The following is a 26438-nucleotide window of genomic DNA, read 5'->3' as shown; positions in this document are numbered from 1 at the left end:
AAATGTTTTTGTCAATACTTTTTCGAACATTTGTTTGACTTTTTTGAAAAAAGATGGTATAATGACTTTGAAAAGGATGAAATTATTCTTTAATCCTGACTTGACACGAACTATATTATGTCGAAAAATGTTTGAAGAAAAGAGAGATATTATGACGGATATATTATTATTTATTGCATTTACAATAAGCTTTCTTTATTGTTGTGATGCGCCTGCTATTTGCAATATAGATTTTTTTGTGCATAATAATATTTTGATTTATAATGTATGCCTTAGCTTAATAGGCGCTTACATATTTTATGTAATTCAAACATTGCCTTCATTTTTAAAAAGAAAAACGAAATATAATAAATATATTCATGTAAAGTTAGCTGAAATAGAAACATACATGAGCGATACTATCTATATTTTTGCAAAAGAACATTTTGTTAGTGATTACGAAAAAATAAAAAGAAAGATTGAGAACAATATTCAAAATATTGATATATTTTCTGAAGGTACGTACGTTGTAAGAAATAAAAAAGAAATTGTTATTATAGATTTTTTGATGGAAAATGAAAAAAAGATACATAATGAGATATTAGAACTAATTTCATTAAACATTTTAGGAAAAAGAACAGTTGATTTACTGCTAGAAATAGAACAACTTGAATTACGAAATTTTGCTGAAAATTATGCTATCAATAGACCGGGAGCATATTTAACAAGAAAACAAAAAGAAATTGAGCAACCGCAAGGGGAAGTAATCTACAATGACGAGTACATAAAGGGTGAATTAATAAAAATAATGGAAACTTATATTGATACTTATAAACGAGTTGTTAATTATCGCAATTCATTAACAAATGGGTTAATGTGGATAATTAATGATATAAGATTATAAATGGCTATAAGGAGTTTTTAATATGGATAATAATACCGCAAAAAACTTTTATTTGATTTGTCAAGAAGATGGCATTGTAAAGTTAGACACAAAAGCTGATATCGCAAGAATTGTTCTTGCTGCGAAAAATAACAGATTCGACTATTCAGAAACTGAACTTGTTGAAATGTTTAATAAAGGAAAGGATATTTTTTTTCAAGAAAAAGAGGACCAACCAAAGAATGAAGATATAGAAAAAACACGATCAAAAGAATTATTACATATTAAGACGGTTAAAGAATTTGCTTGGTATACAGGAAGCGATAAGCCTATTTCCGTGCTAGTAGATGAAATATCTAGATTACAATATGAAATCAACCTTTATGAAAAGCAAAAGGAAAATTCTCAAAACATAGGAAAGGCGATATACAAAGCCGGGGAAATTAAGGAAAAGGATTGGGCTATTCTTGGAGGTGTTGCAAGCGGAATAGCTGGAGGCGCAGCTGGGTTAGCAACTGCATTGGATATTCAGCAACAGAATGTAAAAGCACGTGAACATAATCAACAATTGATGAGTTCGATTGTAAAAATGCAAATGGATGCTTCATTCAGCATTGATGAAACTATAAAAAAGGCAAAAGAAAGAATCGATTACTTAAGAACAGAAATAAAAGATTTTAGCAAAAAATTGGTAGAAGAGTTGTCAATGTATGATTTGCTTGCAAAACTTAATCCACGTGTTGTGCAGAAAAAATATACGGAAACAGGAGCACTAGAGTTAACTGTTGAAACACAACCCACACCAGGCATTCTGATCTATGATGATGTAAATGCTACTGTTGATGGTTCTTTTAAGGCACTTGTGGTTGTTGATGAAGAAATCGTAGGTGATGTGATATTTGTATTGCCGTTTAATGGTTCTATACAGAAAAACTCACTTCATGGGTATTGTATCGAAACAGAAAAATTTAAAAATAAAGAAATTGAAATTGTTTTTGTGCCTATTAATTTATGGGCCATTGAAACATATTATAAAGTTCCAAAAATAAATATAGAAGTTAATAATAGTCTAGAATACAAGAATAACATGATCTATTTTTCGGCAAAGGATATCCTTATGAATCCAAATATAGGAGTAGCAGAATATGAAAATGCAATCAAGTTACTAGAATCAATTTCTGATTGGAAAAATGCTAAAAAATTGGTGAATACATACATTGAAAACCGCATAGCATTCATTGAAAAAAATAATCGAGAATTTAAACAATTAATTGAACAAAAATGTGTATATAATCTTCGATCGTATATTTCTGTTCTAGGTAATAATGTTGCTGTGTTAAAAGCTAACGGAACTGTAGTTATTAAAGGATATGATCCTGACTTTGTTATAAGACAAGACTATGATGTAAGAGATTGGAAAAATATAGTTTCCATTTCTTCAGGTGGATCTCATTTAGTGGGATTAAAAACTGATGGAACAGTTTTGGCGACTGGTTTCAACCCGGAGGGACAATGTAATGTATCAAAATGGACAGACATTATTTCAATTTCTGCTTCTAGAGGCCGCACGGTGGGTCTTAAAAAAGATGGTACCGTTGTTGAAACGGGTTACCAACAAAGTAAAAATACAAATGTTGCAAATTGGAAAGATATATTAGCTGTTTCTGCAGGAGCTTCTCATACAGTTGGTTTGAAAACAGACGGAACTGTAGTGGCGGCTGGTTCAAATTCACATGGAGAGTGTGATGTTTCAAAATGGTCAAATATTGTATCAATTTCCGCAGGGCTTGGTCATACTGTTGGTATTAAAAAAGACGGTAAAGTTGTTGCTGTTGGAAATAATTCAAAAGGTCAATGCAATGTTCATGAATGGACAGACATTGTTAAGGTTTTTGCAGGGATGGAGCTTACTATAGGATTGAAAAAAGATGGAACAGTTATTGCAACTGGTTATAATAGCAACAACCAATGTGATGTTTTACAGTGGGAAGGAATAGTTGATATTTCAAATAGCTTAATAACAACAATAGGCCTAAATTCGGCAGGAAGTCTTGTTGTTGCCGGTGCGACATTTGGAGTAAAATCAAAAATTGAAAGTATAAATAATATTCTTATGCCTCCAAATAGTGATTCAATCGAAAAATTATTGGAAAATGAAAAAAGAAATGCTAATGTTTGCCGATATTGTGGCAGTGAATTTGAAGGGCTTTTTAGTAAAAAATGTACAGGGTGCGGAAAGAAAAAAGATTATTGATGGTGTTGACGCAAGAGAAAACTCATCGAGTTTTACTCGTGTCAAGTCCATACAATTTAAAAGATTAGTTTGCCGATTTTGATATTTACATACACTATCGGGAGCGAGAAAATCCAGTATTCTCGCAGGTTCTAAAGAATTTTGTTCAGAAAAAATGCAGTGAAAAATTAAGGGAAAAATAGTAGGTCCATATTATGCGTTAGCATAACAAGGTTCTCGGGTACCCAATAGAAATCTGTGATTTCGTGTTGGGTGATGGTTCTTATTACGGAGTAACAAGGTTCTCCGAAATATAGAAATCTTTGATTTCGTTATATTTCGTGATGGTTCTTATTATTCACTGTTCTCCTGACTTGACAAAAGTCGAATTATGTTAAATGATATTTAGGAGAGGTAATATGAAAAATAAACCTTTGATTATATTTTTATTTATTCTTTTCGCATTGCCAATACCTATTGCAATGTCTGGAAGTTTGATGATGCTACTGTGGTTTATTGGTTCAGTTATAACAAAATTATCATTTGTTGAAATTTTTATGTCCTTTTTGGGTATGATGATTGGTGCAACATATATTATTACATATATCTATTCATTATATAAAACATGGAAAAATAAAAAGATTTCATTTAAAACTTTTTTCCCTGTTATGCACTGTTTAGTAGCATTTTTGTTTTTGCTATCGTTATACTATACTTTATGTTATATTGCGGATTTTAGAGAATATTTTGAGTTTTCAAAAAGAGATTTTACAGTAATTGAAGAACTTGACACTCATGGGGGATTTCATGGAGATGGCTCTTATTATTTAATATTAGATTGCTCTGATAACAAAGAAGAAGCATTGAAAATAGTCAGTAATTGGAATAAACTCCCTTTGTCTGAAAATCTTAATCTCATTATATATGGCGGAGAAAAAGATGGTGTTACATATGGATATAAGTTACAGGAAGAAGCACATATTCCTAAAATAAAAAATGGCTATTTTATGTTTGAAGACAGACATTATAAAAGCAAGGATAGTAAAGACGATACTGAATTGTTTGATAGATATTCTTTCAATTTTTCAATAGCCATTTATGATTGTGATACAGATATAATGTATTACTTTGAATATGACACATAATATATTTATTAAATAAGAAGAGTTTAATAATTAGGCAAAATTACTCCGCATGCAATTTTTGTTCCCGAATTACCTGATGGTTGAGATGTAAAATCATCAGGTGCAGAGTGAATTATAATTGTTTTTCCTATTATTTCTTCGGCGGAAAATCGGTTTGTTAAAAATACAGAAAGTCCAATCCCGTTTGCACCAAATATAGGTGGTAAATCGCCTGCGTGATAGGGATGAGCACAATTATTTGGATTATAATGTGTCAATGCATCTGCGAATGGGTCGGTATTGTTTCCGGTACAACTGTTTCCACTGTGAATATGAACTGCAAATACAGGTTTTTTGCAAATATCGTCTGATAAAGGCAAACCGGTAATTTGAATAGAAGCCAGTACACCTGATTGTACTTTGTAAAAGTAAGCAATACCATTGATACGCGGGTTATTATTGTTTCCCTTTATTCTTGAAATCGCATAAGGTCTTTTTTTGATATTTATTATAGAATTATTGAACATATAAATCACCTGAAAAACTTTTTTATATATAATATGTCTGCTTATTAGAATTTGTGAATTTTAATAAAAAAAGAAAGAAGGTAATAAAATGCATGATTTAACAAAAAAACAACAGGAAGTATTTAATTTTATTAAAAACTATATAGAAAAAAACGGTTATCCGCCAGCAGTTCGTGATATATGTAAGGGTGTAAACTTAAGTTCTCCCTCCTCAGTACATGCTCATATTAATTCACTTGTTGAAATGGGATATCTTAAAAAAGACCTTCTTAAAAAAAGAGCGATTTCAATATCGGATAACTACAGAGAAGAAAGTGATATATATAAAGGAAAAGAAAATGGAATAGATTATCTTGAAGTTCCTGTTATCGGGCAGGTTGCAGCAGGTCAGCCGATTTTGGCGGCAGAAAATGTGGAAAGAACATTCCCTTTACCAATGGATTTTGCAAAAAACAAAGATGTATTTATGTTAAGAGTTAAAGGTGACAGTATGATAAATGCAGGTATCTTTGACGGCGATTATGTTATAGTAAGAAGGGAAGATACTGCATCAAACGGAAATATTATAGTTGCTCTTATAGATGACAGTGCTACAGTAAAAACTTTTTATAAAGAAAACGGATATTTCAGATTGCAGCCTGAAAATGACTATATGGAGCCTATTATTGTAAATGAACTTAAAGTTCTCGGAAGAGTAATAGGTCTTATAAGAATGATGTAATAGAATAGATTTAACAAAGTTAAATCTATTCGGCTAAATTCGCCTGACGGCGAGCTAAATGTGCTAATGCACGCTAAATTACTTCGTAGCTAAATTGACATTGCAGTCAGCTAAAAGCGAATTTAATTTAGCTGTTTCAAAGAAACAATTTAGCTATTGAATGAAATGAGATAATTTAGCTTTGAGCTTTAGCTCAAAATTTAGCTGAAAGAAATTGATTGGATGTGAGTATATCGCCAAAACATTTGGCATCTAAATTGTACACTGAATTTTTTAATTAAAATCTATTGCATATAAAAAAATAGTATGATATAATAAATAAAAAACTTTATTAAATTATTTAATAAAGTTAATAAGGGGTGTAAAAATGAAAGCAATAATTAATGGTAAAATTATTTTAAAAGACAGAATTTCAGAAAACTCCGCCTTGTTATATGAAGACAAAATTTGCGGGATAGTTCCTGAATGTGATGTGCCTTGCGATTGTGAGGTTATTGACGCAAACGGAGGATATGTTTCTCCAGGATTTATTGATTTACATATACATGGCTATCTCGGAAAAGATGTTTGTGACGGGGAAGAAGAAAGTATAAGAGTAATTTCAAAAGGTATTGTTGCAAACGGGGTTACAGGTTATCTTCCGACAACAATGACCGAAGATATGAAAGTTATAAAAAAATCGCTTGAAGTTTTAAGAAATTTAAAAGAAGAAAGCAAAACATGGGAAGGCAGTGAAATTTTAGGTGTTCATGCTGAAGGACCGTTCATCAGCGAATCTAAAAAAGGTGCGCAGGACCCTAAATATATACTTAAGCCTGATGCGCAGTTTGTAAAAGAATATGCCGATATTATTAAAATCATTTCTTTGGCTCCTGAAGAAGATACAAAGAATTTCGATGCTATAAGAGAAATAAACAACGAAACTGATGTTATTGTATCTATGGGGCATACATCTGCCGATTATGAAACAGCATATAACAGTACAAAAAACGGTGTTAAACATGTCACACATCTTTTTAACGCTATGACACCGCTTGCACATCGTGCGCCAGGTGTTGTTACTGCGGCATTCAATTCAGATGTTTCCTGCGAAGTTATCGTTGATGCTTTCCATGTATCAGCAAGTTTATATGATATTTTATGGAAAATAAAAGGAAGAAAACTTTGCTTTATTACTGACTGTCTTCCTGCAGGTGGGTTGCCTTATGGAGAATATACTCTTGGCGGTCAAAAAATTATATACAAAGATGTTGTTTGTCGTCTGGAAGACGGAACTGTTGCAGGAAGCGTTCTTAAGCTTAATAAAGGTGTATGGAATGTTTACACAAATTCAACCATACCATTATGGGAATGTGTTAACGGTGCATCACTTAACCCTGCTACAACATTAGGAATTGACGATAAAAAAGGCTCTTTGGATGTAGGTAAAGATGCCGATATTGTAGTTTTAGATAATGAATTTAATGTATTAAAAACAATTATAAAAGGAGATGTTAAATATGAATCTTAAAGTTAATGCAAAATTAGATCCTAAATTTCAACCATTATCTTTAATCGTAAGAGATATGAAAGAAAAGACCAAAGATGACGGTCAGGACATTATCATTGCGATTGAAAGAAACAAAGGTTATACTGTTACCTATAAAACAAGAGTTTTCAAAGATGGATGCGATCACGATGAAGAAAACTTCAACTTTGTTGAAAGAATAGCTAAGGCTCTTTTATGGGTTGCAGGTGGATATAAAATTTATATCGCAGGAAGCGAAGTTGTTGGTAATAAAATCAAAGAAGCATATACATATGGCGGTTTAAGAGATTTTGATGTTCACTTTATGGAAAGAGTGTATGAAGAAAAATTTGAAGTTATTGTATGCTCTTTAGAAGAAGCTCCTGAAGATAAATCTGCTGCTGCTCCTATCGGAAGACATCTTGATGGTTGCAGAATCGGTTTTGACGCTGGCGGAAGTGACAGAAAAGTTAGTGCTGTTATTGATGGCGAAAGCGTTTATTCTGAAGAAGTTGTTTGGTTCCCTAAAATAAACTCTGACCCGGATTATCACTATCAGGGAATTTTAGAAGCAATGAAAACAGCTGCATCTCATATGCCAAGAGTTGATGCTATTGGTGTTTCAAGTGCCGGTGTATATGTTGATAACAGAATTATGGTTGCTTCATTGTTCTTAAAAGTTAGTGATGAAGAATTTGATAAAAAAGTTAAAAATATGTACTTAGATGTTGCAAAAGAAATAGGAGAAAATATTCCTATCGAAGTTGCAAATGATGGTGATGTTACTGCTCTTGCAGGTGCTATGGATTTAAATGATAACTCAGTTTTAGGTGTTGCAATGGGTACATCTGAAGCAGGTGGTTATGTTGACCCTCAGGGAAATATCACAGGATGGCTTAACGAACTTGCATTCGTTCCTGTTGACTTCTCTTCTGATGCTATGGTTGACGAATGGTCGGGCGACTACGGATGCGGAGTTAAATATTTCTCACAGGATGGAGTTATCAAACTTGCTCCATATGCCGGAATTGAACTTGATGAAAATCTTTCTCCTGCAGAAAAATTAAAGGTTGTTCAGGGGCTTATGAAAGAAGGAGACCAGAGAGCAGCTGATATTTATGACACAATCGGTGCATATTTCGGATATGCGATTGCTTTCTATTCAGAATTTTATGATATTAAACATGTTCTTATAATGGGTCGTGTTACATCAGGCGAAGGCGGAACAATCCTGCTTAGCCGTGCTCAGGAAGTTTTAGATAAAGAATTCCCAGAACTTTCTAAAAAGATTAATCTTCATATTCCTGATGAAAGTTCAAGAAGAGTTGGTCAATCTGTTGCGGCAGCAAGTTTACCTGAACTTAAATAATATATAATTTGGTATAATAGAGAACTTTTCGAGGCACACTTTATAATTGAGTGTGCCTCAGTTATATTTAAATACATTATTCTTTAACTTTGTTTAGATATAATCTTTTTAAAAACACATTTTGAGTTAAATCAGAGTGTGTTTTTAATTTTTATCAGAATTTTTAACAATATTTTAATATTTTATAATATTAAATATTGATTTTCGGCTAAAAAAATGTTATTATAAATAGTTGAAAGATGGTAAAATTTATACTTGTAATTACTACATTTATGAAATTTTAGTATAGAAAGAGAGTTTATGTTATGAAAAATGATATTGCAAAAAATTATTCACCAAATGAGGTTGAGGATAAAATTTACGAAAAATGGTTGAATAATGGTTACTTTACTCCAAAAATCGACAAGAATAAGGAACCTTTTACAATTGTTATTCCGCCTCCGAATGTTACTGGTCAACTTCATATGGGACATGCTCTGGATGAAACATTGCAGGATATTTTAGTAAGATACAAAAGAATGCAGGGCTATCCAACGTTATGGATACCGGGTACTGATCACGCCGGTATCGCAACTCAGATTAAAGTTGAAGAAAATTTAAGAAAAGAAAAAGGACTTACACGTCATGATCTTGGCAGAGAAAAGTTTTTGGAACTTGTCTGGGACTGGAAAAATAAATACGGAAGTTATATTTTAGACCAGATTAAAAAACTTGGCAGTTCCTGTGACTTTTCAAGAGAAAGATTTACAATGGATGAAGGCTGCTCAAAAGCAGTTAAAGAAGTTTTTGTTAAACTTTATGAAAAAGGTCTTATATACAGAGGTAACAGAATTATTAACTGGTGTCCTCATTGTATAACTGCTTTATCTGATGCAGAGGTAGAATATACTGAACAAGACGGTCATTTCTGGCATATCAGATATTTTATTAAAGATTCTGAAGACTTTTTGGAAATTGCAACAACCAGACCTGAAACTTTACTTGGGGATACTGCTGTTGCTGTTCATCCGGAAGATGAAAGATATAAACACCTTGTTGGCAAAACTTTAATTCTACCGCTTGTTGGCAGAGAAATTCCGGTTATAGCCGATGAATACGTTGATAAAGAATTTGGAACAGGTTGTGTTAAAATCACTCCTGCTCACGATCCTAACGACTTTGAGGTAGGATTAAGACATAATTTAGAACAAATAAGAGTTATGAATGATGATGCTACTATCAATGAATTTGGTGGTAAATATCAGGGTATGGATAGATACGAAGCGAGAAAACAAATCGTAAAAGATTTGGAAGACGGAGGCTTCTTAGTTAAAGTTAAACCTCATAAACATAATGTTGGTCAATGTTACAGATGTGGTACAACTGTTGAACCTATTACATCAAAACAATGGTTTGTTAAAATGGAACCGTTGGCAAAAAGAGCAATTGAGGTTGTTAAAGATAGAGAAATTCAGTTTGTTCCTGACAGATTTTCAAAGACTTATTTAAACTGGATGGAAAATGTTCATGACTGGTGTATTTCCCGTCAGTTATGGTGGGGGCATAGAATTCCTGCATATTACTGTGCTGATTGCGGTGAAATGGTTGTTTCTAAAGAAGATGTTTTGGCTTGTCCTAAATGTAATGGAAAAATGAAACAGGAAGAAGATGTCCTTGACACCTGGTTCAGTTCTGCACTATGGCCTTTCTCAACTTTAGGATGGCCTGAGAAAACAGAAGATTTAGAATATTTTTATCCTACAAGCGTACTTGTTACAGGTTATGATATTATTTTCTTCTGGGTTGCTAGAATGATATTCTCAGGTATGGAACAAATGAATGAAGTTCCTTTTAAATATGTATTTATTCATGGTCTTGTTCGTGATGAACTTGGCAGAAAAATGAGTAAGTCATTAGGCAATGGTATTGATCCATTAAAAATTATAGATGAATATGGTGCAGATGCATTAAGATTTACTTTGGCTACAGGAAACTCTCCCGGTAATGATATGAGATTTTCTATTAAAAAGGTTGAAGCATCAAGAAACTTTGCCAATAAGATTTGGAATGCATCAAGATTTACACTAATGAATCTTGATATTGACAGTATTGAAATTCCTGAAAATCTGGAAATTGAAGATAAATGGGTATTATCTAAGTATAATGATTTAGTAAAAGAAGTTACTGATAATCTTGATAAATTTGAACTTGGTGTTGCTGTATCAAAATTATATGATTTTATATGGGATATACTTTGTGACTGGTACATTGAAATGATAAAAATGCGTCTTTATGCAAAAGAAGAAAGCGGACGTGTTGCACAAAATGTTTTATCGTATGTATTATCAGGTTCACTTAAACTTCTTCATCCGTTTATGCCGTTTATTTCTGAAGAAATATTCATGGCGCTACCGACAAATGAAGAAAGTATTATGATTTCAAAATGGCCTGAATATGTTTCAGAACTTAGTTTTAAAGACGATGAAAAGAAAGTTGAAATGATTATCGGAGCAATTAAAGCACTTAGAAATTTAAGAGCAGAAATGAATGTTCCAATGTCAAAAAAAGCTAAAATGTTCATTGTTACTGATGATGTGGATACATTTACTAAAGGGGCAGGATTCTTTACAAAACTTGGTGGAGCATCGGAAGTTGTTGTTACAACTGACAAAGACTTGACTGTTGAAAACGCTGTATCTTTAGTTGTAGAGGGCGCACAAATTCTTATGCCCTTAGGAGAACTTGTTGATCTTAAAAAAGAAAGAGAAAGACTTGAAAAGGAAAAAGAACACATTTTAAGTGAAATAAAGAGAGTTGATTCACGTCTTTCAAATGAAGGGTTTGTAAATAAGGCGCCTCAAAAACTTATTGACGAAGAAAAAGAAAAGAAATTAAAATTTGAAGAAATGTTAAGACAAATTGAAGATAAGTTGAAATGATTGAACTAAGTTATAATGATTTTTTAAATGAATTATTCAAAATTAAAAGGTTTGGTAAAACACCAAACCTTTTAGTGATGTGCGAAATTTTAGAAAAGATTGGGAATCCTCATAAAAAACTTAAATTTATACATATTGCAGGTACTAACGGTAAAGGATCAACATCAAATTATATTTCTTCTATACTTATTGAAAAAGGGTGTAAAGTAGGTCTTTTTACTTCGCCTTATATTCATACGTTCAACGAAAGATTTAAGATAAATAATATAAATATTGAAAATGACGAACTTGCAAAAATCGGCAGTATGATTTTAAATATCGCAAAGGCACTTCCACATGAAGTAAAACAGTTTGATATAATTACTGCTATTGCAATGTACTGGTTTTATATTAAAGGATGCGATTATGTTGTATTGGAAGCAGGAATGGGCGGAAGAACAGATAGCACAAATATTGTAGTTCCCGAACTTTCTGTTATTACTACAATAGATTTGGATCATACTAAAATTTTAGGTGACACGGTAGAAAAAATCGCTTATGAAAAGGCAGGCATAATAAAAGAAAATGTTCCTTTAGTGTATTATCCTACTGACTGTGAAGATGTTTTAATTAAAGAATGTAAAATAAAAATGAGCGAATATAAGACGATAGATGAACCTGTTATAATTTCCAGAGATTTTTCCGGCAGTAAATTTTTATATAAAGAAAAGGAATATAATATAAACATGCTTGGAAAACATCAGGTTTATAATGCATGTGTTGCAATTGAGGCAAGTGAAAAACTTGGCATCGAATATGAATATATAAAAAACGGACTTTCAAAAATGAAATTTGAGGGTAGATTTGAGAAGATTTCTGATAATCCTTTAGTATTTATAGACGGAGGGCATAATCCGCAAGGTGCAAAAAGTATAGTTGAAACAGTTTGCTATCACAATATTAAAAAACCTGTTTATATAGTATCGGTTTTTAAAGAAAAAGATGCAATAGGATTTTTAAAGAATTTAAAAAATCACGGTGAAGTAATTCTTACTTCGTTTTCTGAAGAATTAAGTCACGATCCTAAAATTTTATCTACTGAATTTGGTTTTAAAACAATGCCATTGTATGAGATTGTAAATGATATAAAAACAAAGAAAAATGACGAAAGTTATATTTTTTGTGGTTCAATATATCAAATATCTCAAATTAAGAACTTATTCGATAAAACTTGATAAATTTCAACAAAGGAAAAACTTAATATTTATAGAAATATCTCTTGTATGCTATACAGGAGATATTTTTTTATGGAAAGGACGAGATGAATGAATTTATCTTTTGAGGTTAGAAAAACAGTTCTTACCGCAAAAATTTCGGGAGAACTCGATCATCATAATGCCAAAAATTTAAGAGAAAAAATAGATTTAAAACTGGCATCAGGAATTTATAATGTGTTAATATTTGACTTTACAAATTTACAATTTATGGATAGTTCCGGAATTGCTCTTATTATGGGCAGAGTTAAGAATATGGAAGCGGTTTCGGGTTATGTAAAAATAAGGGTCAGAGATGATAAAATAATAAAAATACTTAAAATGGCAGGAATACATAATTTTGCCGAAATTATATAGAAAGGATGGGGAATATGGAAATTTTAAATGAAATGAAATTAGAGTTTTTAAGCCGTTCGGCTAATGAAAGTTTTGCAAGGGTTGCTGTTTCTTCCTTTGTTTCACAACTTGATCCGACACTCAACGAGCTTACTGATATAAAAACTGCAGTTTCCGAAGCGGTTACAAACTCCATAATTCACGGATATGAAAATACAGTTGGAATTATAACTTTAACAACCAGAATATATAAAGACAGGATAATTGAAATATCAATCAAGGATATGGGTAAAGGAATAGAAGATATAAACAAAGCAAGACAGCCTTTATATACAACTGGAAACACAGACGAAAGATCAGGAATGGGATTTACTGTTATGGAAACTTTTATGGATGAGGTACATATTATTTCACAGGTTAATAAGGGGACAACTGTGACATTAAAGAGGTATCTTTCTTGATTATTGAATTTGACAATTCATTGCTAAAAAAAGCACAACATGGAGAAAAAGATGCTCAGGATGAGTTCCTTTTGAAGAATAAGGGACTTGTTTATCTTGTAGTAAAAAAATTTGTCGGACGGGGTACAGATAATGAAGATTTAATACAGCTTGGAATGATAGGTCTTTATAAAGCAATGATGAATTTTAGTGAGTCATACGATGTTAAGTTTTCCACTTATGCAGTTCCTATGATTTCAGGAGAGATAAAAAGATTTTTACGTGATGACGGTATGGTAAAGGTTTCAAGAAATGTAAAGGAACTATATATAAAAATAAAATATGCACAATCAAAATTTGAAACTAAATTTTCAAAAGCTCCTAAAATGAGCGATTTAGCGAATGAGTTAGGCGTATCCATTGAAGACATAATTTACACTTTGAATGCATCAGAATCAGTATATTCATTAGAAGAAACGATTGACTCAGATGAAAATAAATTATATTTAAAAGATAAAATTGCTGATGATAAAGCTATAACAGAAGAACAGATAGTTGATAAAATTGCTTTAAAAGAAATGTTATCAAAACTTGACGGTAAAAAAAGGCAAGTAATTATGTTCAGATTTTTTAATGAAATGACTCAGGAGCAAGTGGCAAAAATACTTGGTATTTCACAAGTCCAGGTATGCAGAATAGAAAAAAAAGTTTTAAAAGAACTTAAAAATATGTATATATCTTCAACATAGATAAAAAAAGGCAAAAAAAGCCTTTTTTTTATTGAAAAAAAAATAAAATATGTTATAATAATTTGTAGAATAATCGAAAATCTAAAATGTCATGTGAGTACGGAGGAAATTGAAATGAATGTCTTATCAATTGGAAACAGTTTTTCTTGCGATGCACAAAGATATATATCAAGAATTGCAAAATGTGATGGAGTTGATTTAACAACTTTTAATTTATATATCGGGGGATGTCCATTGTCCCGTCATTATAGAAATATGCTTAGTGAAGAAAGAGAATATATGCTCGAAATGAATGGAGAAAGTACCGGATTTCAAGTTTCTTTAAAGGAAGCACTTCTTAACAGAGATTGGGACATTATAACCTTACAACAGGCAAGTAATTTCAGTACTGATTATAATTCATATCAGCCTTATCTTGATATGCTTTTTAAATATGTAAGCGAGTGTTGTCCAAAAGCAAAAATTGCAATTCATCAGACTTGGGCTTACGAAGAAGGCAGTGATAAACTTACTAATCAAATGGGATATTTAACTCAGATTGATATGTTTTCAGATATAGAAAACGCATATAAAAAAGCAGCAGAAGATATTAATGCTGACTTTTTGATTCCGTCAGGAGAATTGATGCAAAAACTTATTAAAAGAGGTATTTTAAAAATTCACAGAGATTCATTCCATTTAAGTTTAGGTATTGGAAGATATGCAGCCGGGCTTTTATGGTATAAAATGATTACAGGAAACAGCGTATTAAATAATACATTTTCTGATTTTGATGAGGAAATACTTAAAGAAGATATCAAACTTATAAAAGAATGCGTTGAGGAAATTACAAAATAGTATATAAAATTTTTTGTGTAATAAGGAGAAAATAAATGGATATTTTTAGCGTTTTAAACCTTATAGGCGGATTGGTCCTTTTCTTGTATGGAATGGATCTTATGGGGGACGGACTTAAAAAGTTAGCAGGAGGAAAGTTAGAGTCTATTTTAGCAAGACTTACATCTACAAGATTTAAAGGCTTTTTTCTTGGTCTTATAGTTACTGCAGTTATTCAATCATCATCTGCAACAACCGTTATGCTTGTTGGTTTTGTAAATTCGGGTATTATGAAACTTAGCCAGACTATAAGTATTATAATGGGTGCAAATGTTGGTACAACTGTTACTTCATGGTTGCTTAGTACAGCAGATATTCAGGGAACGGCAACAATTATAAAACTATTTAAGCCTGAGTCTTTTACACCTGTTTTGGCACTTATTGGCCTGCTTATGATTATGACGTCAAAAAAGGATTCCAAAAAGAATACAGGTACAATTCTGATTGGTTTTTCTATACTTATGTTTGGTATGGATGCAATGAGTGGTGCTGTAGAAGGGTTAAGAGATAATCAAAGTTTTATAAATATTCTTACAATGTTTTCTGATAACCCAATTATGGGGATTCTTGTTGGTACATTGTTTACGGCGATTATTCAATCTTCATCAGCGTCAGTCGGGGTTTTACAGGCGTTGTCCTTATCTTGTATAATTCCGTATTCTACTGCACTCCCTGTTATACTTGGGCAGAATATAGGTACTACAATAACTCCTATTATTTCCTCAATAAGCGGAAATGCTGAGTCAAAAAGGGTAGCGTTGTCCTGTCTGTATATTAAAATGATTGGCGTCGTTATTGTAGCAGGTATTTTTTACTTATTAAATAATATTGTTGGTTTTTCGTTTATGGATAATCGGGCATCAGCTTTCGATATTGCAGTTATCCATACATTGTTTAATATTGTTTCTACTGTAATTTTATTACCATTTTGTTCATTTATTGAAAAACTTGCATATAAAACTGTTAAACAAAGTACTGATGAAAAAGAAGTTGATGTATTTGATACATTAGATGAACGTTTCTTATCAATGCCATCCTTTGCTGTTGAAAAGTGTAAAGACCTCGTTTGTGATATGGCGAAAATTTCTATTGATACATTCAAAAGTGCAACTGAATTATTATATAACTTTGATGTAAATAAATTTGAAGAAATTAAAAAATTAGAAACATTAGTTGATAAATATGAAGATAAAACAAGTACCTATCTTGTTAAAATCGCTGCGTCAGATACTTCGGTAAAAGATAGTAAAGTTGTTACTGAACTTTTACATTGTATAGGTGATATTGAAAGAATATCCGACCATGCGTTAAATATTGCAGAAAGTGCAAAAGAAATATTTGATAAAAAAGTATCTTTTTCTAAAAAAGCATGGGCAGATATTAAAGTTATAACATCTGCAGTTATTGAAATTCTTGATTTATCATACATTACACTATCTGATGATAATATAGATATAGCGAAAAGTGTTGAACCATTAGAACAGGTTATTGACAGACTTAACAGAAAAATTAAAAGTGGTCATATTGAAAGACTAACTCAGGGCGACTGTACAATGGAACTTGGTTTTATTCTTTCGGATATACTAAGTAATTACGAAAGGGTTGCTGACCATTGCTCAAACATTGCTGTTTGCTTTATTGAAATACACAATGATTCATTTGAAGTTCACGAATATCTTAATGCAGTTAAAACCGGAAACGATGAAGAATTCAGTAAAATGTATGAAGAATATAAAGAAAAATACAGTATATAAAAAAGTCCGGAAGGACTTTTTTGTTTACAAAATTATATTTATTTGATATAATAAATTATTATATAATGTGAAAGGGAATTTATATGTCATACAATCAAGAAAATATTAGAAATTTCTCTATAATTGCCCATATTGACCATGGTAAATCAACTCTTGCAGACAGACTTTTAGAATTTACAGGTGTTGTTACTGAAAGAGAAAGTAAGGAACAACTTTTGGATAATATGGAACTTGAAAGAGAAAGAGGTATTACAATTAAAGCACGTGCTGTAAAAATGGAATATAAGGCAAAAGATGGTAATATTTACACACTTAATCTTATTGATACACCAGGGCATGTTGACTTTAACTATGAAGTGTCACGAAGTCTTGCAGCATGTGAGGGCGCAATACTGGTAGTAGATGCATCTCAGGGTATCGAAGCACAAACATTAGCGAATACTTATCTTGCAGTTGAAGATAATCTGGAAATTGTACCTGTTATAAATAAAATAGATTTACCAAGCGCAAGACCTCAGGAAGTTAAAGATGAAATTGAGGACATTATAGGAATAGAAGCACAGCATGCACCGCTTATTTCTGCTAAAATGGGAACGAATATTGAGGAAGTTTTAGAAAAAATCGTTGAATATGTTCCTGCACCAAATGGTAATGAAAATGCACCTTTAAAAGCGCTGATTTTTGATTCTTATTATGATAGTTATAAAGGAGTAATTATTATGGTAAGAGTTGTTGACGGATGTGTTTCTGTTGGTGACAGTATCAGGCTTATGAATACAAAAAAAGAATTTACTGTTACTGAAGCAGGATATTTAGAGCCTGATGGAACTTTTAATCACGGTTCTTTAAAAGCAGGTGAAGTTGGATATATTGCAGCGAGTATAAAAAATGTTAAAGATACCCGTGTGGGCGATACTGTGACTTTATCTTTTAATCCTGCAAGTGAAGCGTTGCCAGGTTATAAGAAAGTTAATCCAATGGTTTTTTGTGGTATTTATCCTGCCGATGGTTCAAAATACAATGATTTAAGAGATGCTCTTGATAAATTGCAGTTAAATGATGCTGCTCTTATTTTCGAGGCGGAAACATCAATTGCATTAGGATTTGGATTCCGTTGTGGTTTCTTAGGTTTATTACACATGGAAATTATTCAGGAAAGATTGGAAAGAGAATATAATCTTGATATTATAACAACTGCTCCGAGTGTTATATATAAAATAAACAAAACCGATGGTACTCAAATGGATATTGATAATCCAACAAATTTACCAGACCCGTCAGAAATTGCATCTATGCAGGAACCGATTGTTAAGGCGATAATCATAACACCAACTGAATTTGTAGGGAATATAATGGAACTTTGCCAGGAAAGGCGGGGAAATTATATTGATATGAAGTATCTTGACAGTACAAGAACTCAACTTCATTACGAAATGCCGCTTAATGAGATAGTTTATGATTTCTTTGATGCTCTAAAATCACGAACTAAAGGTTTTGCATCTTTCGACTATGAACTATGCGGATATAAAGAGTCTAAACTTGTTAAATTGGATATACTTTTAAACGGCGATGTTGTTGATGCCTTATCTTTCATTGTTCATAGTGAAAAAGCTTATGGAAGAGGTCGAAAGATGGCAGAAAAACTTAAAGAAGTTATACCAAGACAACTTTTTGAAATTCCTATCCAGGCTGCAATAGGCAATAAAATTATTGCAAGAGAAACTGTTAAAGCAATGAGGAAAGACGTTCTTGCTAAATGCTATGGTGGGGATATAACAAGAAAGAAGAAACTTTTAGAAAAGCAAAAAGAAGGAAAGAAAAGAATGCGTCAGGTAGGTTCGGTAGAACTTCCTCAGGAAGCATTTATGTCGGTTTTAAAATTATGATGAATTTAGGAATTTATATTCATATTCCTTTTTGTGTGAAAAAGTGCAATTATTGTGATTTTGTTTCATTTTCAAATTCTGATTTTATTAATTATTTTGAGGCTCTTGAAAAAGAAATAGATTTATATTCTGATTTAATAAATAAAAGAAAAATTGATTCAGTATTTATAGGTGGGGGAACACCGTCTTGTGTTCCCCATAACTATATTTCTAAGATTTTATCTAAAATTGATATTTCTTCTGATTGCGAAGTAACTATAGAAACTAATCCTAAAACATTAACTTTTGAGAAATTAAAAGCATATAAAGACTCGGGAATTAACAGAATCAGTATAGGAATGCAGTCTGCAAATGATAATGAACTTAAAATTTTAGGAAGAATTCACACATTTTATGATTTTTTAAAAAGTTACGAGCTTGTAATAAATTCAGGTTTTACAAATATAAATATAGATACAATGTTTGGAATTCCTGATCAAACTTTTGAAAGTTTTAAAAATACCCTGTATGAAGTTAAAAAACTTAATCCTACGCATATCTCTTCTTATTCACTGATTATAGAACAAAACACTCCTTTTTATTCTATGGATTTAAATTTACCCGATGAGGAAACTGAAAGGAGAATGTTTGAATGTTTAAAAGAAGAATTAAGTCAATATAACAGATATGAAATTTCAAACTATGCAAAAGAAGGGTATGAATGTCGTCATAATGTAAAATACTGGCAAATGGAAGATTATCTTGGACTTGGACTTAATTCACATTCTTTTATTTGTGATACAAGATTTTCCAACTTTAGTAATATGAGTGACTATATCAGTTCTTTAAATAATAATAAAAAGCCGGTTGAAAAAACAGTAAAAGAAGATACTAATGAACTTTCCAAAGATTATGTTATTACAGGCTTGAGAATGTGTAAAGGGATTAACCTTGATGATTACAAAGAGAGATTTTCAAAGGATTTTTTTAAAGATAATAATTCTAAATTAATAAAATATATTGATATGGGTTTTATGGAGTTAAAAGAAAAAAACCTTTTCTTTACCGAAAAAGGTTTTTCAGTTTCAAATTATATTTTAAGTGATTTTATATAATAGGTAGTTATCTTTTGTTTTCAAAAAAATTACCTATTATTTTTTTACATTCTTCTTCCATTATTCCGCCATAAACAGTTGTATGACATATTTCTTTGTTTGTTTTAAATATATTATCGTTTGAATAACATGCACCAAGTTTAAAATCATAAGCACCAAAATATAAATTTTTAATTCTTGCACTGAGTATTGCACCTGCACACATTACACATGGTTCCAATGTAACATATATATCGCAGTCGTTAAGGCGCCAGTTATTAAGTAATGAACAGGCGCTTTCTATAGCAAGAATTTCGGCATGGTGAAGGGGATTTTGATTTTTTTCTTTTAAATTATGTGCTTTTGCTATAATTTTATTATCTTTAACAATTATTGCTCCAACAGGAATCTCATTTATTTTAAAAGCTTTTTTTGCTTCCTCTATTGCAACTTTCATAAAATTTTCATTCATATTATCACCAATCTAATAATATATTTATTTTTACAGTATGTCAATAGAATACAAGTTGATAATTTTTTAACAATATTGAGAAATATGATAAAATCAGTTGACTATGTTTTTCTTTTGATGTATAATTATAGAAAAAATATATATTTAGAAAAGAAGGATTTTTTTATGGAAAGAGTATTTAATTTTTCGGCCGGACCATCTTCATTACCACTTGATGTCTTGAAAAAAGCGGCATCTGAACTTACATGTTATGGCAATAGTGGTATGTCAGTTATGGAAATGAGTCACCGTTCAAAAGATTATGAAGATATTATTTTTAAAGCAAACAGTATGTTTTATGAGCTTATGAACATACCTGAAAATTATAAAGTGTTATTTTTGCAAGGTGGAGCTTCTACACAGTTTGCCATGGTTCCCCTTAATTTATATGGTAAAAATATGAAAGCCGATTATGTTGTTACTGGTCAGTTTGCAGGAAAAGCAGCAGACGAAGGTGCAAAATTTGGGGAAGCAAATATTGTTGCATCAAGTAAAGATAAAACTTTTTCATATATTCCAAAACTTTCAAACAGTGATTTTTCAAAAGACGCAGATTTTGTACATATAACACTTAATAATACAATCTATGGAACAAAATATAACTATATTCCTGATACAGGAAATGTTCCTTTGGTTGCTGATATTTCTTCATGTATATTATCTGAAAAATTAGATGTTTCTAAGTTTGGTTTATTATATGCAGGTGCTCAGAAGAATATTGGTCCTGCAGGTTTAACTGTAGTAATTATAAGAGAAGATTTAATCGGAAATGCATTGCCTATTACACCTACAATGCTTGATTACAGTGTTCATGCTAAAAATGATTCTATGTATAACACACCTCCGACATACAGTATATATATGTGTGGTTTAGTGTTAGAATGGATAAAGAGCCTTGGCGGTGTTTCTGCTATTGAAAAAATCAACATTGAAAAAGCAGGTATTTTATATAACTATTTAGATGAGTCTAACTTGTTTAAAGGTTGTGCCGAAAAAGAAGACCGTTCTATAATGAATGCAACATTTGTTACAGGAAATCCTGAACTTGATGATAAATTTGTAAAAGAAGCTAAAGCAAATGGTTTTGTTAACATAAAAGGGCATAGAAGTGTTGGCGGTATGAGAGCAAGTATATATAATGCTATGCCAATTGAAGGTGTTAAAAAATTAGTTGAATTTATGAAAAAATTTGAAATGGAAAATAAATAATTATAAATGGTGATTAAAATGAGCAATATATTAACTCTTAATAAAATTTCTAAGATTGGTCTTAGTAAGTTTACATCTGATTATAAAATTTCAGATAATATAGAAAATCCTGATGCTGTTATTTTAAGAAGTTTTAATATGCATGAATATGATATGCCTAAAAGTTTACTTGCAATCGGCAGAGCAGGTGCAGGGGTAAACAATATCCCTGTTGAAAAATGTGCTGAGGAGGGTATTGTTGTATTCAATACTCCCGGAGCAAATGCTAATGCTGTAAAAGAACTTGTTATTGCAGGGCTTTTCCTTGCATCCAGAGATATTGTCGGTGGTATCAAATGGGCAGAAACTCTTGATTCAGACCAGATAGCAAAAGATGTTGAAAAAGGAAAAGGGGCTTTTGTAGGTCCTGAAATTATGGGTAAAAAATTAGGGGTTATAGGTTTAGGAGCAATCGGCGTTTTAGTTGCAAATACTGCATCTCATCTTGGTATGGAAGTTATAGGTTACGATCCTTTTATTTCAGTTGATGCTGCATGGAGTGTTTCGAAATCAATAAAAAGAGCAACTGATTTAAAAGAAATATATGAAAACTGTGATTATATCACACTTCATCTTCCATTCAACAAAGATACTCAGTCTATGATTAATACTCAGACAATTGCGCAAATGAAAGACGGAGTAAGAATTTTAAATTTCTCAAGAGCAGAACTTGTTGAGTCTGACGCAATGAAAGAAGCAATTGATGACGGAAAAGTTGCAAAATATGTTTGCGATTTTCCATGTAACAGTCTTCATACATATAAAAATGTTGTTGCTATTCCTCATTTAGGTGCATCAACACCTGAAGCAGAAGATAACTGTGCTGTTATGGCTGTTAAACAAATTATGGACTTTTTGGAAAACGGTAATATTGTTAATTCTGTTAATTTCCCTAAAGTTACAATGCCAAGATCAACAGATATAAGAATAACTGTTATTCACGAAAATATTCCTAATATGTTAAGTCAGATTTCAAATCAACTTGCTAAAGATGGTATAAATATTGAAGGTATGATTAACGGAAGCAGGAATAATGTTGCTTACACTATGGTTGACGTTACAGGAGATATCAGCGAAAGTGTTGTTAAAGACATTGAAGGTATTGAAGGTATAATCAGAGTAAGAGTAATATAAAATAAGAATTTAAAATTAGTTAAAAAAGGGTTATGTTTTAGCCCTTTTTTTGATAAAAAGGATAGTATATGAATATTGAAATTGAAAGAAAATTTTTGGTAAAAGAATTTGATGTAAAAAAAGCTATAGAAAAGATTAAAATAAAGCAAGGGTATATTTCATCACAAGATGGGAAAGTTGTCAGAGTAAGGACCTTTAATGACAAAGCATTTCTTACAGTTAAATATAGAAAAAGTAAGTTATCAAGAGGCGAGTTTGAATATGAAATCCCTTATGATGATGCATTGAATCTTCTTGAAAATGCTTGTTCAGGCGAAGTTTTGGAAAAAACGAGATACACTTATCCTTATGATAAAAAAATGTGGGAAATTGATGTTTTTGAAGGTAAAAACAAGGGGATAATTATAGCAGAAATTGAACTTGAAAGTGAAGAAGAAGAATTTTCTCTTCCTCCATTTATTGAAAAAGAAGTAACTGATGATAAGAGATATTCAAATCATAATTTGGCAAAAAAGCCTGTTCTTTGAATGAACAGGCTTTTAAAATTTATTATATCAAAAATACAAACAGTAAATATTTTAGAACTTATCAACAGGATATAATATTTTCATTTGATTAATTTTTGACTGATAAGCAGCTTGCTGTTTTTCTGCAGTAAGTTGCATTGCAATATTTTCTTTAACATCATCAAATGGTATTTCTTTTGCTTCGGTTTTTGAATTTAATTTTATTAAATGATAACCGAACTGAGTTTTACAAGGTCCTGATATTTCGCCAACATTCATTGAGAAAACAAATGTATCAAATTCAGGAACCATTTGACCTTTTCCAAATTCACCTAAACTACCTCCGTTTTGAGAAGATGGGCAGGAACTGTTATTTTTTGCCGCTTCCTCAAAAGTAATTTTTCCTGATTTGATTTCTTCTAAAAGTTCTTTTGCTTTATTTTCATCATCAACTAAAATATGACTTGCGTTAACAGTTTCAGGCGCAATCATTTTATCTTTATTATTGTTATAAAACTCTTTAATATCTTCTTCGGTAACTTTTACATTTTCAACTGCTTTTGTAATAGCAAAGTTGGCAAGTAAATCTTCTTTTAGTTTTTGAAGTTCATCTTTAAAAACAGGATTATATTCATATCCGTTTTTTATAGCGTCAAGTAAGAATAATTTTCTTGCTATAATTTGTTCCAAAACTATTTCTCTTCCTTGTGGATTGTTAAATTCCTGACCTCTTTGACCAAGCATTTTAATTTCATTATCAACATCCTGACTTGTAACAGGTGTTCCGTTTACTTTTGCAAGTATTTTAATTTCCATATTAAAAATCTCCATTTTCTTTTTTATTACATTGTATCATAAAATAACAATAAAATCAATAATCTTATATAACTTTATAGCCTTGCGCTTCAACAGTTTTTTTCAATGTATCAAATGGAATTTCTTTTGTCATTTTAACAATTGCAGAGTTTTGTTCGTGATTTACAATAGCTTCGGAAACACCATCTATTTCTTCTAAACATTTCTTCACTCTTGCCTCGCAATGCATACACATCATACCTTCAATGTTCATTTTTACTTCCATCTTCTTTTTCTCCTTTTTGTTAAATTTTATATTATTTAATCTTAAAGCATTTGTTACAACACAAAAACTGGATAAACTCATTGCTAAAGCACCGAACATAGGATTTAGTTTTAAGTTGAAAAATGGTATAAATACGCCTGCAGCAAGAGGTATTCCAATTATATTGTATATAAATGCCCAAAATAAGTTCTGATGTATTATTTTTAAAGTTTTTTTACTTAATTTAATTAATTTAGGTATATCTGATAAACTGTTTTTCAAAAGGACAACATCAGAAGTTTCAATTGCAACATCTGTCCCTCCGCCAATAGCTATTCCAACATCACTTGATATAAGTGCAGGTGCATCGTTTATACCGTCACCAACCATTGCAGTTTTCCCGTAACTTTTAAGGTTTAATATTTTACTTGCTTTATCATTTGGTAAAACATCAGCTATAACTTCATCAACTAAAACCTGTTTTTTTACTGCAGATGCAGTTTTAATATTATCACCTGTTAACATAACAGTTTTAATTCCCATTTGTTTTAATTCTTTTATTGCAAAGAAACTGTCTTCTCTTATCGTATCAGTTACTGCAATAATTCCCAAAAGAACATTTTCCTTAGAAAAGAAAAGGGGAGTCTTACCATTTTCTGATAATTCATTTGCTTTGTTTAATATTTTATCGTCTACTGAAATAAATTTTTCTATAAATTTTAAATTTCCTCCGTAAACCTTATTTTCATTTATTGTCGCACTTAATCCATTTCCCGGAAGAATTTTAAAATCTTCGCTCTCAAAATGTGTTATATTATCTTCCTGTGCTTTTTTAATAATGGCTTTAGCCAGAGGATGTTCGCTTTTAAGTTCAAGAGAATATGCATACTTTAATAATTCTTCTTTGCTTGTTGAAAATGGTATAATATCCGTAACCTCAGGTTTTCCTTTTGTAATTGTACCTGTTTTATCGAGTGCAATTATTTTAATTTTACCGGTATATTCAAGCGCCTGAGCATTTTTAAAAAGTATTCCGTGCTTTGCACCTACACCGTTACCGACCATAATTGCAACAGGAGTTGCAAGGCCTAAGGCACAAGGGCAACTGATTACAAGTACGGAAACTGCTCTTGCAAGAGAAAATCCGATGCTTTCACCCAAGACTAGCCATACAAAAAATGTTATAATTGCTATTATAATAACAATGGGAACAAATATCCCTGAAACTTTGTCTGCCACTTTGGCAATCGGAGCCTTTGAAGATGATGCATCATTTACAGTTTTAATAATCTTAGAAAATAGTGTTTCTTCACCGACTTTTTGCGCTTCGCATTTTAAAAAACCATACTCATTTATTGTTGATTGCGATACTAAATCACCAATTTCTTTATCAACAGGAATACTTTCTCCTGTAAGTGCTGATTCATTAACGGCAGAATGACCTTCAATTATTACTCCGTCAGCAGGAATGCTTTCTCCCGGTTTAACTAAGAATATATCACCTTTTATAATATCTTTTACAGGTATAACCATTTCTTTGCCGTTTCTTACTACTGTTGCAGTTTTCGGTGCAAGATTTATAAGGCTATTAATTGCATCAGTTGTTTTTTTCTTTGAAACTGATTCTAATGTTTTACCAACAGTAATGAGCGTTAAAATCATTGCCGCTGACTCAAAGTAAACTTCGTGCAATTGATGGTTTGCAAGTGTTATATTACCTTCTACATATAATTGAGTCATATAAAACAAAATACATAAGCTGTATGCAAAAGATGAAAAAGATCCAAGTGCAACAAGAGAGTCCATGTTAGGAGATTTGTTTAATATTCCTTTAAAACCGCTTATAAAGAATTTTTTGTTGATTATCATTACTATAATAGCAAGAAGCATTTGAATTAAACATATTGCAAGAGAATTTTTACTTAAGAATTCAGGAAGTGGTAATCCAAACATTGTATTACCCATTGAAAAGTACATTAAGATGACTAAAAAGAACAGGGAAGATACAATTCTTCTTTTAAGAGTTTTTGTTTCATCTAATGTAGTTTCTTCTTTTTTAAAATTATTATCGTTTTCACCTTTTTTACTTGCGCTATAACCTGCTTTAATTACAGCATCTATTATTTCTTGGTCAGTTGCAGTTCCTGAAACATTCATTGAATTGGTAAGCAAATTTACTGTGCATGATTCAACATTTGGTAATGAAGAAACTGCTTTCTCAACTCTTTGAGAACATGCAGCACAACTCATGCCTGAAACATTATATTCCATTTTATCCCTCCATTATAATTTGTTGTTTTATGTTATTTTTATTATATAAAATTATTTTTCCTTTGTCAAATGCACATCTT

The 26438-nt window shown here is 31.3% G+C and carries 22 protein-coding genes; 18 read left to right on the top strand and 4 right to left on the bottom strand.

The annotated features are described in order from the left end of the window. The first annotated feature begins 127 nt into the window (after positions 1–127). The 3 genes from E7419_02945 to E7419_02935 all read left to right on the top strand — a co-directional run bounded on the left by E7419_02945 (position 128) and on the right by E7419_02935 (position 4240). Positions 128–883 (top strand): hypothetical protein, encoded by a 756-nt coding sequence (locus E7419_02945; protein ID MBE7014149.1) that lies wholly within the window; start codon positions 128–130, stop codon positions 881–883. A gap of 1096 nt (positions 884–1979) precedes the next feature. Next, positions 1980–3116: a chromosome condensation regulator gene (locus tag E7419_02940; GenBank protein MBE7014148.1), complete on the top strand. Its 1137-nt coding sequence runs from the start codon at positions 1980–1982 to the stop codon at positions 3114–3116. A 398-nt stretch (positions 3117–3514) separates the two neighbouring features. Next, the gene (locus tag E7419_02935; GenBank protein ID MBE7014147.1) at positions 3515–4240 is read left to right on the top strand and encodes a hypothetical protein; all 726 of its coding nucleotides are present in this window, start codon (positions 3515–3517) and stop codon (positions 4238–4240) included. 23 nt (positions 4241–4263) lie between these two features. On the opposite strand, the gene E7419_02930 is transcribed toward E7419_02935, so the two are convergent. Further along, positions 4264–4746, bottom strand: coding sequence for a superoxide dismutase family protein (locus E7419_02930; GenBank protein MBE7014146.1), 483 nt, complete (start codon positions 4744–4746; stop codon positions 4264–4266). Between the two features lie 88 nt (positions 4747–4834). Here E7419_02930 and lexA point away from each other — a divergent pair, with 88 nt between their 5' ends. The 12 genes from lexA to hemW all read left to right on the top strand — a co-directional run bounded on the left by lexA (position 4835) and on the right by hemW (position 19649). Beyond that, positions 4835–5467 (top strand): transcriptional repressor LexA, encoded by a 633-nt coding sequence (gene lexA, locus E7419_02925; protein ID MBE7014145.1) that lies wholly within the window; start codon positions 4835–4837, stop codon positions 5465–5467. Positions 5468–5834: 367 nt separating this feature from the next. Beyond that, positions 5835–6977 (top strand): N-acetylglucosamine-6-phosphate deacetylase, encoded by a 1143-nt coding sequence (gene nagA, locus E7419_02920; GenBank protein ID MBE7014144.1) that lies wholly within the window; start codon positions 5835–5837, stop codon positions 6975–6977. After that, entirely contained in the window at positions 6958–8343 is a 1386-nt protein-coding gene (locus E7419_02915; protein ID MBE7014143.1) for an ROK family protein, read from the top strand. Before nagA ends, E7419_02915 begins: the two co-directional genes overlap by 20 nt. A gap of 305 nt (positions 8344–8648) precedes the next feature. Next, the gene (locus E7419_02910; GenBank protein ID MBE7014142.1) at positions 8649–11261 is read left to right on the top strand and encodes a valine--tRNA ligase; all 2613 of its coding nucleotides are present in this window, start codon (positions 8649–8651) and stop codon (positions 11259–11261) included. Beyond that, positions 11258–12475: a bifunctional folylpolyglutamate synthase/dihydrofolate synthase gene (locus tag E7419_02905; protein MBE7014141.1), complete on the top strand. Its 1218-nt coding sequence runs from the start codon at positions 11258–11260 to the stop codon at positions 12473–12475. The genes E7419_02910 and E7419_02905 overlap by 4 nt, the downstream gene beginning before the upstream one ends. A 90-nt stretch (positions 12476–12565) precedes the next feature. Then, on the top strand, positions 12566–12871 hold the full coding sequence (locus E7419_02900; protein MBE7014140.1) for an STAS domain-containing protein: 306 nt from the start codon (positions 12566–12568) through the stop codon (positions 12869–12871). A gap of 14 nt (positions 12872–12885) precedes the next feature. Next, the gene (locus tag E7419_02895) at positions 12886–13311 is read left to right on the top strand and encodes an anti-sigma F factor (protein ID MBE7014139.1); all 426 of its coding nucleotides are present in this window, start codon (positions 12886–12888) and stop codon (positions 13309–13311) included. Then, positions 13290–14039: a SigB/SigF/SigG family RNA polymerase sigma factor gene (locus E7419_02890; protein MBE7014138.1), complete on the top strand. Its 750-nt coding sequence runs from the start codon at positions 13290–13292 to the stop codon at positions 14037–14039. The genes E7419_02895 and E7419_02890 overlap by 22 nt, the downstream gene beginning before the upstream one ends. Positions 14040–14153: 114 nt before the next feature. Then, positions 14154–14876, top strand: a complete 723-nt coding sequence (locus E7419_02885; protein ID MBE7014137.1) for a DUF4886 domain-containing protein — start codon at positions 14154–14156, stop codon at positions 14874–14876. A gap of 35 nt (positions 14877–14911) precedes the next feature. Then, a complete protein-coding gene (locus E7419_02880) occupies positions 14912–16669 on the top strand; it encodes a Na/Pi cotransporter family protein (protein MBE7014136.1) in 1758 nt (585 codons plus the stop codon). Positions 16670–16752: 83 nt separating this feature from the next. After that, positions 16753–18555, top strand: coding sequence for an elongation factor 4 (gene lepA / locus E7419_02875; GenBank protein MBE7014135.1), 1803 nt, complete (start codon positions 16753–16755; stop codon positions 18553–18555). Beyond that, positions 18552–19649, top strand: coding sequence for a radical SAM family heme chaperone HemW (gene hemW, locus E7419_02870; GenBank protein ID MBE7014134.1), 1098 nt, complete (start codon positions 18552–18554; stop codon positions 19647–19649). The genes lepA and hemW overlap by 4 nt, the downstream gene beginning before the upstream one ends. A 7-nt stretch (positions 19650–19656) precedes the next feature. On the opposite strand, the gene E7419_02865 is transcribed toward hemW, so the two are convergent. Then, the gene (locus tag E7419_02865) at positions 19657–20100 is read right to left on the bottom strand and encodes a nucleoside deaminase (protein ID MBE7014133.1); all 444 of its coding nucleotides are present in this window, start codon (positions 20098–20100) and stop codon (positions 19657–19659) included. 165 nt (positions 20101–20265) lie between these two features. On the opposite strand from E7419_02865, the gene serC reads away from it, so the two are divergent. The 3 genes from serC to E7419_02850 all read left to right on the top strand — a co-directional run bounded on the left by serC (position 20266) and on the right by E7419_02850 (position 23048). Further along, positions 20266–21348, top strand: a complete 1083-nt coding sequence (gene serC, locus E7419_02860) for a 3-phosphoserine/phosphohydroxythreonine transaminase (protein ID MBE7014132.1) — start codon at positions 20266–20268, stop codon at positions 21346–21348. 18 nt (positions 21349–21366) lie between these two features. After that, positions 21367–22521 (top strand): 3-phosphoglycerate dehydrogenase, encoded by a 1155-nt coding sequence (locus E7419_02855; GenBank protein ID MBE7014131.1) that lies wholly within the window; start codon positions 21367–21369, stop codon positions 22519–22521. Between the two features lie 68 nt (positions 22522–22589). Further along, entirely contained in the window at positions 22590–23048 is a 459-nt protein-coding gene (locus tag E7419_02850; protein MBE7014130.1) for a CYTH domain-containing protein, read from the top strand. 51 nt (positions 23049–23099) lie between these two features. Here the strand turns inward: E7419_02850 and E7419_02845 are convergent, their stop codons facing one another. Further along, on the bottom strand, positions 23100–23771 hold the full coding sequence (locus E7419_02845) for a peptidylprolyl isomerase (GenBank protein MBE7014129.1): 672 nt from the start codon (positions 23769–23771) through the stop codon (positions 23100–23102). A gap of 136 nt (positions 23772–23907) precedes the next feature. Continuing rightward, positions 23908–26358, bottom strand: coding sequence for a cadmium-translocating P-type ATPase (cadA, locus tag E7419_02840; GenBank protein ID MBE7014128.1), 2451 nt, complete (start codon positions 26356–26358; stop codon positions 23908–23910). Positions 26359–26438 lie beyond the last annotated feature (80 nt).

The organism is Oscillospiraceae bacterium, assembly GCA_015068525.1.
Lineage (GTDB): Bacteria > Bacillota > Clostridia > UMGS1840 > HGM11507 > SIG450.
The sequence above is the reverse complement of the archived record's forward strand: the minus strand, read 5'-3'. Positions and strand labels throughout refer to the sequence as shown.